13 protein-coding genes and 1 pseudogene are annotated in these 12,495 nt (G+C 76.8%); 5 read left to right on the top strand and 9 right to left on the bottom strand.

What is annotated here, in order from left to right; translation table 11 throughout:
* Window positions 1-51: 51 nt before the first annotated feature.
* Entirely contained in the window at window positions 52-720 is a 669-nt protein-coding gene (locus tag ACRYM0_RS18220; protein WP_432507259.1) for a hypothetical protein, read from the bottom strand.
* A 117-nt stretch (window positions 721-837) separates the two neighbouring features.
* On the bottom strand, window positions 838-1,470 hold the full coding sequence (locus ACRYM0_RS18225) for an FMN-dependent NADH-azoreductase (RefSeq protein ID WP_432507260.1): 633 nt from the start codon (window positions 1,468-1,470) through the stop codon (window positions 838-840).
* Window positions 1,471-1,549: 79 nt separating this feature from the next.
* Between ACRYM0_RS18225 and ACRYM0_RS18230 the strand changes: the two are divergent.
* A pseudogene (locus ACRYM0_RS18230) lies at window positions 1,550-2,339 on the top strand (molybdopterin-binding domain-containing protein); the annotation flags it as partial.
* 174 nt (window positions 2,340-2,513) lie between these two features.
* Here ACRYM0_RS18230 and ACRYM0_RS18235 read toward each other — a convergent pair.
* The 6 genes from ACRYM0_RS18235 to ACRYM0_RS18260 all read right to left on the bottom strand — a co-directional run bounded on the left by ACRYM0_RS18235 (window position 2,514) and on the right by ACRYM0_RS18260 (window position 7,679).
* On the bottom strand, window positions 2,514-3,668 hold the full coding sequence (locus ACRYM0_RS18235; protein WP_432507262.1) for a hypothetical protein: 1,155 nt from the start codon (window positions 3,666-3,668) through the stop codon (window positions 2,514-2,516).
* 101 nt (window positions 3,669-3,769) lie between these two features.
* Window positions 3,770-4,657 carry a metal ABC transporter permease gene (locus ACRYM0_RS18240; protein ID WP_432507263.1) on the bottom strand — a complete coding sequence of 296 codons (888 nt, stop codon included), beginning with the start codon at window positions 4,655-4,657 and terminating at the stop codon, window positions 3,770-3,772.
* Window positions 4,654-5,424, bottom strand: a complete 771-nt coding sequence (locus ACRYM0_RS18245; RefSeq protein WP_432507270.1) for a metal ABC transporter ATP-binding protein — start codon at window positions 5,422-5,424, stop codon at window positions 4,654-4,656. Before ACRYM0_RS18245 ends, ACRYM0_RS18240 begins: the two co-directional genes overlap by 4 nt.
* 44 nt (window positions 5,425-5,468) lie before the next feature.
* A complete protein-coding gene (locus ACRYM0_RS18250; RefSeq protein WP_432507264.1) occupies window positions 5,469-6,365 on the bottom strand; it encodes a metal ABC transporter substrate-binding protein in 897 nt (298 codons plus the stop codon).
* Between the two features lie 161 nt (window positions 6,366-6,526).
* Complete coding sequence (locus tag ACRYM0_RS18255) at window positions 6,527-7,096, bottom strand: hypothetical protein (protein WP_432507265.1); 570 nt, start codon at window positions 7,094-7,096, stop codon at window positions 6,527-6,529.
* A 37-nt stretch (window positions 7,097-7,133) separates the two neighbouring features.
* The gene (locus ACRYM0_RS18260; RefSeq protein WP_432507266.1) at window positions 7,134-7,679 is read right to left on the bottom strand and encodes a DinB family protein; all 546 of its coding nucleotides are present in this window, start codon (window positions 7,677-7,679) and stop codon (window positions 7,134-7,136) included.
* A gap of 76 nt (window positions 7,680-7,755) precedes the next feature.
* Between ACRYM0_RS18260 and ACRYM0_RS18265 the strand changes: the two genes are divergently transcribed.
* The 4 genes from ACRYM0_RS18265 (at window position 7,756) to ACRYM0_RS18280 (ending at window position 12,044) form a co-directional block, all read left to right on the top strand.
* Window positions 7,756-8,721, top strand: coding sequence for a helix-turn-helix transcriptional regulator (locus ACRYM0_RS18265; RefSeq protein WP_432507267.1), 966 nt, complete (start codon window positions 7,756-7,758; stop codon window positions 8,719-8,721).
* A 9-nt stretch (window positions 8,722-8,730) separates the two neighbouring features.
* Window positions 8,731-9,315: an NYN domain-containing protein gene (locus ACRYM0_RS18270; protein ID WP_432484896.1), complete on the top strand. Its 585-nt coding sequence runs from the start codon at window positions 8,731-8,733 to the stop codon at window positions 9,313-9,315.
* 135 nt (window positions 9,316-9,450) lie between these two features.
* Window positions 9,451-10,482 (top strand): NAD(P)/FAD-dependent oxidoreductase, encoded by a 1,032-nt coding sequence (locus ACRYM0_RS18275; RefSeq protein ID WP_432507271.1) that lies wholly within the window; start codon window positions 9,451-9,453, stop codon window positions 10,480-10,482.
* 242 nt (window positions 10,483-10,724) lie between these two features.
* Window positions 10,725-12,044 carry a reverse transcriptase family protein gene (locus ACRYM0_RS18280; RefSeq protein WP_432507268.1) on the top strand — a complete coding sequence of 440 codons (1,320 nt, stop codon included), beginning with the start codon at window positions 10,725-10,727 and terminating at the stop codon, window positions 12,042-12,044.
* On the opposite strand, the gene ACRYM0_RS18285 is transcribed toward ACRYM0_RS18280, so the two are convergent.
* A complete protein-coding gene (locus tag ACRYM0_RS18285; RefSeq protein WP_432507269.1) occupies window positions 11,989-12,342 on the bottom strand; it encodes a DUF3817 domain-containing protein in 354 nt (117 codons plus the stop codon). The two genes, ACRYM0_RS18280 and ACRYM0_RS18285, sit on opposite strands and share 56 nt — an antisense overlap.
* Window positions 12,343-12,495: the final 153 nt, after the last annotated feature.

Genomic DNA, 12,495 nt, shown 5'->3' on the forward strand with positions numbered 1-12,495 from the left:
GGGGAGGACGGCAGCGCCGTCCTCCCCGCCCCTGCGTGCTGCGGGACGGCGTCAGCTCACGCCGGAGATCGTCTCCGCCTGGACGTACGCCGCCCCCGGCTGCAGCGTGCTCGACGGGTCGTAGTTCAGCAGGTCGTCCACCAGCGCCTGGTCGGCCTGCGCCAGGGTCCCGGTGAAGCTCACGACGTCGCCCTGCTCGACGGTGAACGGCGACTCGGCGGCGTCCTGCCCCGCGAACTCCGGCAGCCGCACCAGGACCGCCTCGTCCGCGGAGGGGCCGACGTAGAAGGCCTCGTCGGCCACCACCTCGAGGACCTCCACCGCGTTGGCCTCGACCGGCTGCCCGATCAGGCCGGCCAGGTCGGTGCCGTCGGCGAAGACGTCCACGCCGCCCACCACCAGGGCACCGGCGGCGACCGCGCCGGCCGTCCCGCCGGCGGTCGCCGTCGGGTCCGCCGTGGCGGTGGCCGTCGCGGTGTCGGTGGCCTCGGGGCTCTCGGTGGCCGTCGCGCCGGTCTCGTCCTCGCCGGGGGTCGCCGGCGCCGTCACGCCGCTCGTCGTCCCCTCCACGTCGAGGTCGTCCTCGTCGTCGCCCGTGAAGGCGAGGACCGCCCACACGATGAGCGCGAGGGCGATCAGCGCGAGGAGCAGCCACAGCCACCAGCGGCTGCCCTTCTTCTCCTCGGCCGCGTGGGCGCCGTCGTCGTACGGTCCGGACATCGGAGGTACCTCCAGGTAGCGGGTTCGTGCTCTGCCGACCCGCTACCCGGTGGCCCGGCCCGGCCAATCCCGTTCCGTCCCGATGTCACAGAACCGTCATGAGCGGCCCGGGAACCCTCACAGGGTCGCGGCGAGCTCCTCGGCGGCGCGCACGGCCGCGGTGAACTCCGCATCGGCGCGCTCGCGCAGCCCCGCCAGTTCCGGCAACCGGTCGGCGAGGGTGGCGCTGGTCTGCACCACGCGGACGTCCATGCCGAGCGCGTTCCCCAGCACGATCCGCAGCACCGGCACGCCGTGGTCCCACGTCTCGGTGGGGGTGCCCGCGTCGTACACGCCGCCGCGGCTGCTGACGACGACCGCCGGGCGCCCGGCCAGCGGCTGCGCGCCCTCACCCGTGGTGACGCCCGGCACGTGGACGTTGTCGATCCAGACCTTCAGCGTCGAGGGGACCGTGTAGTTGTACAGCGGCGCCCCCACGAGCAGGACGTCCGCGGCGAGCAGTTCGGCCAGGACCTCCCGCTGCAACGCGTCCTGCGCCGCGGGCGGGTTCGCGTCCGGGCGGCGGGCCGCGTCCGGCCAGTGCAGCTCCGGGTCGGGCAGGTGCGGGAGCGGGTCGCGGTGCAGGTCGCGGTGGGTGACCGTGAACTCCGGGCCACGGGCGCGCCACGCCGCGGCGAACGCTGCGGTGATCGCGCGGGAGCGGGACCGGCTCAGGTCGGCGGAGGAGTCCAGGTGCAGCAGGTGAGGCATCCGCACAACCTACTGACCCCGGGCCCGACCCACCGGCGGGACCCGGCTCGGGGTTCCCCGGGCACCGGTCACCGCGGTAGTGGGCCGGGCCGGTGGGGACGAGGTCGAACCCGACGACGTCGACCGCCGGGTGCGGTCGGCGTCGATCTTGACTCCAACGGCGACGGCCTGGGCACCGCCGTCGAGGACGGGGAGATCGTGGTGGTGCGCGGCCGGGCGGAGGACCGCGTCGACCACGGCCGCCTCGGCCCGACGGACCTCTTCGGCCGGCATTCGGCCAGCAGGCGAACAACTCCCCGGACCGGCTCACCCGGCCCCACGTGCGCGAGGGCGGTGAACTCGTCGAGACCGACCGGGACACCGCGATGAGCCGCGTCGTGGCGCGCAGCGAGGAACTGCTGGCGGAGCAGGGGACCAGCGCCCCGGGTCTCTGCACCACCGTGCACCTGGCCCCGTGGCCGGACACGAACGTCGCCCTCCTGAACGGCCTGCTGCGCGAGACCACCGGGAACGACTGGGTGGACCACGAGCAAGTCGTCGGGTTCGAGCAGTTCACCGAACGCGTTGAGGAGCACCCGCCGGAGGGGGTCGCCACGACCTGCGACGTCCCGGTCGAGCGGATCCGCGAAGCGGCCCGGGTCCTCGGCACGGCCGGGCGGATCCTGTCCACCGCAGCCGCCGTGCAGGTCGACAACACCGGCATCGTCCGCGGCGTGCTCGGCGAACCCGGTTGCGGCCTCCTGCAGGTGAGCGGCCGGCCCACCGCGCAGAACACCCGCGAGTTCCGTGCCGACGGCGACCTGCCCCCGTTCCGGAACTGGACCGACGACGCGCAGGTCGCCGAGGTCGTCCTGCTCGCCGCGACGTGGGGGCACCTTCACCGACGTCGAGCGCACCGCGCACCACTCCGGCAAGGCGGCCGTCCCTACGACGATCCCGTGGCCCCGCGACGAGGAGAACCCCGACGGCAGCGAGCGCGTCCACGTCGACGGGGAGTCCAGGGCGGTTCGTGACTACTGCGAGAGCTGCGGGCGCGGCCGTCCTCACCCCCGGGCGGGTGCGACCGCGCCCGCCCGCCACGACGAGCGCGTCGGCGCCCCGGTCAGCGGGTGGTCCGCCGCCACCTCCGGGAACCGGGCGCACCACGCCGCCCACGCCGGGTGGGCGGCCATCCGGTGCACGTGCGCCGCGGCGGTCGTCGCCACCTCGTGCACGTGCGCGGCCAGCAGGCGCTCGCCCGCCGCGCCGACGCCGTCCGCCCGTCCGGTCCCGTCGCCGAGGAGGTCCCCGGCGGCCTGCTTCGCCCGCTCCAGCAGCTCCTGCCGCTGGGTCAGCTCACCGGCGTGCCGGGCCGCGCGCGCCTCACCGCCGAGCTCGTGCTCGCGCAGCACCCGCTGCAGGGAGTCCTTGACGGCCTCGCGGCGCTCGGCCACCTCGCGGGCGTGGTCCACCGCGAGCAGCACCTGGTGCCGCACCCCGAGGGCGACGGTGACCTCCGCGTCCAGGCAGTGCACGGCGTGCGCCCACGCCAGCACCCCCACCCGCTCCGGGCCGCGCACGGCCCCCGCCGGGGCGGCGGAGACCGCCCGCAGCGCGTGCGCGGCCTGCCGCAGGCCCGCGCCGAGGGCACCGGTCAGCTCCAGCAGGTCGCGGTCGCGCGTCTCGCACCAGCGGGCGTGGGCGCGCTGCAGCCAGCGCCCGCCCAGCAGCCGGTCCACGTCGCGCTCCAGCCGCAGCACCAGCGCGCGCACCTCGCGGGCGTCCGGCCCGGCGGCGTCCTCACCGGGCAGGACCGCCGCGTCGTGGCCGTCGGGGAGCTGCAGGACCCGCGGCACCAGCGCCTTCAGGTCCAGCTCGCCGATCGTGAACGGGGACGCGCCCGCCGTCGCCGCCCGGGCGGGTGCCGCGCGCGGCCGGCGCACCCCGTGCTGCACCCACAGCAGGTCGGCGACGGCGTCCGCGCACGGGTTCGAGGTGTCCGCGCCGAGCCCGGCGGCCGGGTCGTCGCGGCGCTGGGTGAGCAGCCCGGCGCGGGTCAGGCGCTGCACCGCCAGGGCCGCCACGTCGCGGGCGACGCCGGCGCGGTCGGCGGCCTCGCGCAGCGGCACGTCGCGCCCGCCGAGGGCGTGCACGGCGGCGAGCACGTCCCCGCCGGCCTCCCCGCCGACGAGCAGGTCCAGGGGGTCGGGGCGCTCCACGGGCGGGACGGTAGGGGCCCGGCCCGCCCGGCGGCGAACGCGCTGACCCGCCCGGGGGACGGACCGCACCGACCGTGACGCGACCGGCGCGGCCCGCTGCGTCAGGTGGCGGTGAGCGGTTCCGCCACCGGCTCCGCACCGGTGCGGGCCGCGGGCCGCCGCAACCGCGCCACCAGCCGGCACCCCAGGTAGATCAGGAACGACACCGTCGTCACGTACGGGCTGATCGGCACGCTCGACCCCAGCGCCAGCAGCGTGCCACCGACGACGGAGACCACCGCGAACAGCACCGACAGCACCGGCACCAGGTACGGGGAGGCGCTCACCCGCAGCGCCGCGGCCGCCGGCGTCACCAGCAGCGCCAGCACCAGCAGCGCCCCCACGACCTGCACGCTCATCGCCACCGACAGCCCCAGCAGCAGCATGAACACCGGGGACAGCAGCCGGACCGGCACCCCGCGCGCCTGCGCGACCTCCGGGTCCAGCGACGCGAACAGCAGCGGGCGCCACAGCACCAGCAGCGCCGCCAGCACGACGACGGCGATGACGGCCAGCGCCACCAGCTGCGGGTCGTCCACGGCGACGATCTGCCCCGTGAGGAGGCCGAACTTGTTCGCCGCACGCCCCTCGTACAGGGCCAGGAACAGCACGCCGAGCCCCAGGCCGAACGGCATGAGCACGCCGATCGCGGAGTTGTGCTCGCGCGCCCGGTGGCCCAGCACCCCGAACAGCACGGCCGCCAGCACCGAGCCCACGAGCGAGCCCGCCACGACGTCCACGCCCAGCAGCAGCGCCCCGGCGCCACCGGCGAAGCTGAGCTCCGCGGTGCCGTGCACGGCGAACGGCAGGTCCCGCGCCACCACGACCACCCCGACGAGCCCGCCGACCAGGCCGAGCAGCGCACCGGCCCACAGGGAGTTCTGCACGAGGGCGACCAGGGCGCCGTAGTCGCTGAAGTCGAACACGTCCGACCACGTCACGGCGCTCACCGGGGGACCTCCTCGTGGGCGTGCGGGTGCTCGGCGGGGGCGGCGGCACCGGCGACGAGCACGCGCCCGCCCGAGCGCAGCACCTCCACCGGCGAGCCGTACAGCGACGACAGCGTCCGCGACGTCATCACCTCGTCCGGGGCGCCGACGCGGAAGCGCCCGCCGGCCAGGTACAGCACCCGGTCGGCGTACGGCAGGACCGGGTTCACGTCGTGGGTGACGAACAGCACCGCCGCGCCCGTGCGGCGGCGGCAGTCGTCCACCAGCGCGGTCACCGCCGCCGCGTGGTGCGGGTCCAGCGACAGCAGCGGCTCGTCGGCCAGCAGCAGGTCCGGGTCGCCCACGACGCTCTGCGCGACCCGCAGCCGCTGCTGCTCCCCGCCGGACAGGCGCCCCACGGGCTCGTCGGCGTAGGCGGTGGCGCCCACGGCCGCCAGCGCCTCGTCCACGCGGCGACCCGCGCGCCGCGACGGCAGCAGCGGCCCCCAGCGGTGCCCGTCCAGGCCCAGGCGCACGAAGTCGCGGGCGCGCAGCGGGGTGGCGGGGTCCAGCCCCTTCTGCTGCGGCACGTAGCCGATGCGGCGGTCGCCACGCCGCGCGGGACGGCCGGCGACCTCCACGGTGCCGGCGCGCAGCGCGTGCTGACCCAGCACCACCTTCAGCAGGCTGGACTTGCCGGCGCCGTTGGCGCCGAGCACCGCGACGAACTCGCCGGGGGCCACGTCCAGGTCCAGGTCCGACCACAGCTGGTGCCCGCCGTACGCCATCCCCGCGCCGCGCAGCCGCAGCGCGGGGACCCCCGCGGGGACGCTCACGCGGTGAGGGCCGACACGAGCGCGTCCAGGTTCGCGCTCATCCAGGACACGTAGTCCTCGCCCTCGGGCAGCGTCTCGGTCACCGGCACCACGGGCACGTCCGCGACCTCCGCGGCGCGCAGCACCTGCTCGGTCTGCGGGCCGGTGGTCTGCTCGTTGTGGACGAGGGCGCGAACCTGCCCGCTCGGGAACAGCGCGAGCGTCTCCTGCAGGGCGTCGGCCGGGACGTCGGTCTCCTCCTCGATCGCCTCGGAGAACTCGTCGGGGGTGAGGTTCTCGGCGCCGAGGGCGTCGAGGAGGTACCCGGGGACCGGCTCGGTGACCGCCACCGGTGCGCCGGCCGTCGTGGCGGCGGCCTCGGCGGTGCGCTGCTCGAGCTGCGCCAGTTGCGCGTCGAGGGCGTCGGCGTTGGCCTCGAACGTCGCGGCGTCGGCGGGGGAGGCCTCGGCGAGGGCGGCCTCGATCGCGTCGGCGACCTGCCGCACGGTCGGCACGTCGTACCAGACGTGCTCGTTGAACTCGCCGCTCGTGTCCTTGCCGGACAGCTCCACGGCGTTCACGACGACGGGGTCGGCGTCGTCGGCGGCGTCGAGCATGGTGTCGACGAAGTCGTCGTAGCCACCGCCGTTCTCGACGACCACGTCGGCGCGGGACAGCGCCAGCTGGGTCCGGGTGTCCGCCTCGTAGGAGTGCGGGTCGGCGGAGGGGTCGTCGATGATCGAGGTGACGGTGGCGGCGTCGCCGGCGATCGCCTCCGCGATCGAGCCGTAGACGTTCGTCGAGGCGACGACGGTGGTGGTGTCGTCGGCGGTGCTCGCGGCGGTGTCGTCGCCCCCGCACGCGGTGAGGCCGAGGGTGGTGACGAGGGCGAGGGCGAGGGCGGCGCGGCGCATCAGCGGCTTCCTGACGATGGGAACGGTTCGCGGTAACTGTAACCCCGCCCCCCGGCCCCGCCGCCCCGCCGTTCCCCCGTCCTGCCCACCCCCCGCGGTGATCAAGGAAGTTGCAACTTCCTTGATCACCGCGGGGAGGGGGTGGGTCAGCGGGGGCGCCGTCAGAGCTGCTCGCGGCGCTTCCCGATCGCCTCCAGCACCGTCTTGCGGCCCTTGCCCAGGTCCCGCTCGGCCCTCTCGGCGCGGTCCAGCTCGTCGGCGTCGTCCACGCCCCGCACCCGCCGCACCGCCTCGTCGGCGGTGAGGTCGATCAGCTCGGCGGCCGCGCGGGCGTGCTTCGCGGCGTCGGTGTTCGCCACGTGCTGCTCCCGCCCGCCGTGCTTGCGCTCGTCGGTGGCGCGCTCCTCCTCATCGCTGAGCAGCTCCCACGCGGCGTCCGGCAGGTAGCGCTTCGTGCCCTCGCCCGTGCGGGCGTCCGCCGAGCCGTCGGCGGTGCGCCAGTCCTGCTCCGTCCACCGCTGCAGGTGCTGCTGCGACTCGCTGCGCTCGCCGGGGTGGCGGTACCCGCCGCCCTGCGCCTCGTACTCGTGCTTGAGGAGCTGGCTCTTGCGTGCGCTCCACCGCCCCGCTTCGCCGCCCTTGTCGCCGGCCTTGATGTCCTCCTTGAGCCGCTCGCGCAGCTCGGGTTCCGTGTAGTCCTCGCCGTAGTCGTCCGCCGACTTCCCGCTCATGCCCACCAGGTACCCGGTGCGCAGCGCGCCGACGCGCTCACCCCATCGTCTTCTGCCCGTCCAGCGACTCGCGCAGCACGTCGGCGTGCCCGGAGTGCTGCGCCGTCTCCGCCAGCACGTGCAGCAGCACCTGCCGCACCGTCCAGCGCGCACCCGGCTCGAACCACGGCGCCGGCGGCAGTTCGTGCTCGGCGTCCAGGTCCGGCAGGGCGCGCACGACCTGCTCGGTGCGCCGGGCGACGGCCTCGTACGCGTCGAGCAGGTCGGCCAGGTGCTCGCCGGGCTCCATGCGGAACGCGCCGGCCCAGGAGTCCCCGTCGTCGCCGGCGACGGCGCGCGGGCCCTCCGTGATGAACCCGATCCAGCCCGCCTCGCACCCGGAGACGTGCTTGATCAACCCGCCCAGGCGCAGCTCGCTGACGGTGGTGCGCCGGGCGGCCTGCTCGTCGGTGAGCCCGCGCACGGTGAAGCGCAGGAACTGCCGCTGCACCTCCAGGCCGCGCAGCAGGTCCTCGACCTCGCGGGCCTGGCCGGTGGATCCGGTGGTGGGGCTGGTCCCGGGGCTGTTCGTCGTCGTGGTCATGCCTCCACACTCGCGGTCGAAGGTGCCAGTTCCTGACCGCTTCCCCGGCGAGTTCGGGCGGATCCCCGGAGGGCCCGTGTCCACCAGCGCCCGCACCCTGCAGCTGCTGTCCCTGCTGCAGTCGCACCGCCTCGTCGCCGGCGCCGAGCTGGCGGCCCGGCTGGAGGTGTCGCTGCGCACGCTGCGCCGCGACGTGGACCGCCTGCGCGAGCTGGGCTACCCCGTGCAGGCGCACCGCGGCGGCGCGGGCGGGTACCGGCTGCTGCCGGGGGCGAGCCTGCCGCCGCTGGTCCTGGACGACGACGAGGCCGTCGCGCTCGTCGTCGGCCTGCAGGCGGCCGCCGACAGCGCGGTGGCCGGCACCGCGGAGGCGTCGGTGCGGGCGCTGGCGAAGGTCACCGCCGTGCTGCCGGCCCGGTTGCGCCGCCGCGCCGACGCGCTGGGGGAGGCGAGCGTGCCGGTGCGCTGGGGCGAGCAGGTCGCCGGCGTCGACCCGGCGGTCCTCACGGCGCTCGCGCAGGCGTGCCGGGCCCGTGAGCGCGTGGGGTTCGAGCACACCGGGGCGTCCGGCACCCCGGCGCGGCGCTGCGCCGACCCGCACCGCCTCGTGCGCACCGACCCGCACTGGTACCTGCTGGCGCACGACGTGGACCGCCACGACTGGCGGGTCTTCCGCCTGGACCGGGTGCGCGACGTGCGGCCCACCGGGCGCGCGTTCGCCCCGCGCGAGGTCCCGGGCGGGGACGCGGCGGAGTTCGTGCGCCGCCGCTTCGACGGCGCCTCGCCCCACCACGAGGTGCACGCGCTCGTCGGCGCCCCGGCCGCCGCGGTCCGCCGGGCCGTCGGGCGGTGGGGGCGCGTCGAGGAGGCCGGCCCGGACCGCTGCGAGCTGCGCGCGGCGACGGGGTCGCTGGACTGGGCGGCGTTCGCGCTGCTGCGCACCGGCGCGCCCTTCGAGGTCCTCCAGCCGCCGGAGCTGCGCGAGCACCTCGCGGCCTGGGGCGCCCGGCTGTCCGGCGGGTCCGCACCCGCCGGGCGCTAGCCTCGGGGCGTGACGAGCGCGACGGCCGCCAGCGGGTCCCCGACCACCACCTACGTCGTGGTCGACGGGGAGAACATCGACGCGACCCTGGGGGCGTCGATCCTGGAGGGGCGCCCCGCCCCCGAGCAGCGCCCCCGCTGGGAGCGCCTGCTGGACTTCGCCCGCACCACCCACCAGCAGCCCGCCAAGGGCCTGTTCTTCCTCAACGCCTCCTCCGGGTACCTGCCGATGTCGTTCGTACAGGCCCTGCTGGCGCTGGGCTACCAGCCGATCCCGCTGTCCGGCGGCCCGGGCGAGAAGGTCGTCGACATCGGCATCCAGCGCACGCTGGAGGCGCTGGCCGGCCGCGAGGGCGACGTGCTCCTGGCCAGCCACGACGGCGACTTCCTGCCGCAGATCGACGCCCTGCTGGACGGCACCCGGCGCGTGGGCCTGTTCGCGTTCCGCGAGTTCGTCAACAACCAGTACGCCGCCCTGTCCGAGCGCGGCCTGAAGGTCTACGACCTCGAGGACGACGTCCGCGCCTTCAACGTGGTCCTGCCGCGGGTGCGGATCATCTCCCTCGCCGACTTCGACCCGCTGCGCTACCTCTGAGCCCCGCCCGCTCGTGAGCCCCGCCCGCTTGCCGTTCCGGCACGAACGCTCGACCCCGCGGCCACCCCGGGGCGAACGTTCGCGGCGGAGGTGGGCCGCGTGGACGAGCAGGTGGAAGAGCGGGTGGACGAGCAGGTGCTCGAGCAGGACGGACGGGTCCTGGACGTGGTGGTCGTCGGCGGTGGCCCCGCCGGCCTGAGCGGTGCGGTGGCGCTGGCGCGCTCGCGCCGCCGGGTGGTCGTGGTCGACGCGGGCGCACCGCGCAACGCGCCCGCGCAGGGGGCGCACAACTACCTCAGCCGCGACGGCGTCGCGCCGCGCGAGCTGCTGGCGGTCGGCCGGCGCGAGCTGGCCGGCTACGGCGGCGAGGTCGTCGACGGCGAGGTCGTGACCGCTCGCCGGCTCGACGGCGGGGCGGCGGAGCGCTTCGAGGTGGTCCTCGCCGACGGCCGCGTCCTGCGCTCGCGGGCGCTGCTGGTGACCACCGGCGTCACCGACGAGCTGCCGGACGTGCCGGACCTGCGCCAGCGGTGGGGCCGCGACGTCCTGCACTGCCCGTACTGCCACGGCTGGGAGGTGCGCGAGCAGCCGATCGCGGTCCTGGCGACCAGCCCGGTGTCCTTCCACCAGGTGCTGCTGTGGCGCCAACTCAGCGACGACGTCACCGTCGTCCTGCACGGCGCCGAGCCGTCCGAGGAGCAGCGGGAGCGGTTCGCCGCGCGCGGCGTCGCCGTCGTCGAGGGGCCGGCCACCGGCCTGCGGGTGGCCGGTGACGCGCTCACCGGCGTGGAGGTGGCCGACGGCCGCGTCGTGCCCGCCCGGGCGCTCGCCGTGGCCTCCCGCCCCCTCGTGCGCGAGGGGTTCCTCACCGGCCTGGGCCTGGTGCCGGCGCCGGTGGAGGCGATGGGTGTCGTGATCGGCACCGCGCTGCCGGCCGGGCCCGCCGGGGCCACGGACGTGCCCGGCCTGCGGGTCGCGGGCAACGTCGCCGACCCGATGGCTCAGGTCGGCTCCTCCGCGGCGGCGGGCACGCTGGCCGGTGCGGCCCTGAACGCCGAGCTGGCCGCCGAGGACGCCGACCGCGCCGTGGCCGCCCGCCGCGCCGGCCCCGCGCTCGTCGCCCCGCGCGCGCAGGTGGCCGCGGCGGTGCGCGTGCCCGGCCGCTGACCCGGTCCGGGCGAACCCCTCCCGCCCCGCCCGGGGGGCGCCTACGGTGGCGGGGTGCGGTGGTGCATCGGGCGAGAGGGCCGAGCCGGCACGCCGGCGACGCCGCTCCGGGGTTCCCCCGGGGACAGCACGACGACCACGGCAGGGCGCCGCAGGGACCGCGCTGCGCTGCGCGCAGGACGGTCCCCGCACGACGGGACGGGTCGCCCGGCACCACCGCACGCCCGCGCCGGGACGGCCGCGTGAGCGCAGCCGTCGCCGCCGCCCTGGCGGCCGCCTTCCTCGACGCCCCCTGGGAGGCGCCCCGGCTGGCCGCCGCGGGCCGCTGGGCGCTGGGCCTGCACCGCGCCGCGTGGCTGGAGCGCCTGGCCGCCGCCGTCGTCGCCGAGCACCCCCGCCCGCCGCGCGACGCGCCCCGCGCGCTGACCGCCCACCTGGCGGCGCACCCGGAGCTGACCGCCGCGCTCGCAGCAGCGCACCGCCGCGGCCGCCCCCTGCGGGTGCACCACCTGGCGGCCGTGCCCGCCGCGATGGGGTGGACGCGCTGGCCCGTGCCGCCCCTGCACGGCGCCGCCGACCTCGCCGCGCTGCTGGAGGTGACGCCGGGGCAGCTGGAGTGGTTCGCGGACGTGCGCGGCTGGCAGCGCCGCGCGCAGGGCACCGCCCTGCACCACTACCGGGCGACGTGGGTCGCCAAGCGCGGTGCCCCGCGGCTGCTGGAGGCGCCCAAGCCCCGCCTGCGCGCGCTGCAGCGGACCCTGCTGCGCGAGGTCCTGGACGCGGTGCCCGCCCCGGCGGCGGTGCACGGGTTCGTGCCGGGCCGCTCGGCCGTCACCGGCGCGCGCGAGCACTGCGGCGCGGACGTCGTCGTGCGCGTGGACCTGGCGGCGTACTTCGCGTCGGTGGACGCCGCCCGCGTCTACCGCGCGTTCCGCTCGCTGGGGTACCCGGAGGCGGTGGCGCACCTGCTGACCGGGCTGACCACGCACACCACCCCGCTGTACGACCTGCGCCGGATGCCGCCGGGCGGGGACGGCGAGGAGCGGTTCGCGCTGCGGCAGGCGCTGTCCGCGGCGCACCTGCCGCAGGGGGCGCCGACCTCCCCGGCGCTGGCGAACCTGTGCACCCGCTCGCTGGACCGCCGCCTTGCCGGCCTGGCGGACGCGCTCGGCGCGCGCGTGACCCGCTACGCCGACGACGTCACCTTCAGCGGCGGCCCGCACCTGGCGGCCGGCACGGACCGGCTGGTGCGGTGCGTGGGCGCGCTCGCGGCCGACGAGGGCTTCGCGCTGAACCCGGCCAAGACGACGGTGCGCGGGCGCGGGCAGCGCCAGCTCGTCACCGGCGTGGTCGTCAACGAGCGGCCGAACCCGGTGCGCGGGGAGTTCGACCGGCTCAAGGCGGTGCTGCACCGCTGCGCGGTCCACGGCCCGGCGTCGGTGGACGCGCCCGGCGGGGTGGACCTGCGCGCGCACCTGGCCGGGCGCGTCGGCTGGGTGGAGGCGGTCAGCCCTTCGAGGGGGCGGCGGCTGCGGGAGTCGTTCGACGCGATCGCGTGGTGACGCCGAGGCGGCCGGTGCGCTGCACCCACCGCTCGAACACGACCGTGCCGAACGGTGGAACTCCGGCGGCCAGGCCGATGAGCACGACCCACCAGCGCCACCTCAGGACCACGCCGGCCCACACCGTCGAGACCAGGTAGACGACGAACCCGATGCCGTGGACCATCCCGACGACGGGCACGCCGCCCTCGTGCGGGGCGTCGACGACGCGCTTGAGGAACATCGCGATCAGCAGGGCGGTCCACGACACCGCCTCCACGAACGCGATGACGCGGAACCAGCGGGCGGCGACGGGCACGGGTCTCCTCCTGGGCGACGGGGTCCTCGCTCAAGTCTGACGCGTCGTAGGAGGTGCCGGCGCCACCCCGGCCGTGGCATCGGTCACCACCGCCCCCGCGCGCACCCCGACCCCCACGGTGATCAAGGAAGTTGCAACTTCCTTGATCACCGT

Source organism: Kineococcus arenarius subsp. arenarius, from assembly GCF_050871845.1.
Taxonomy (GTDB): domain Bacteria; phylum Actinomycetota; class Actinomycetes; order Actinomycetales; family Kineococcaceae; genus Kineococcus.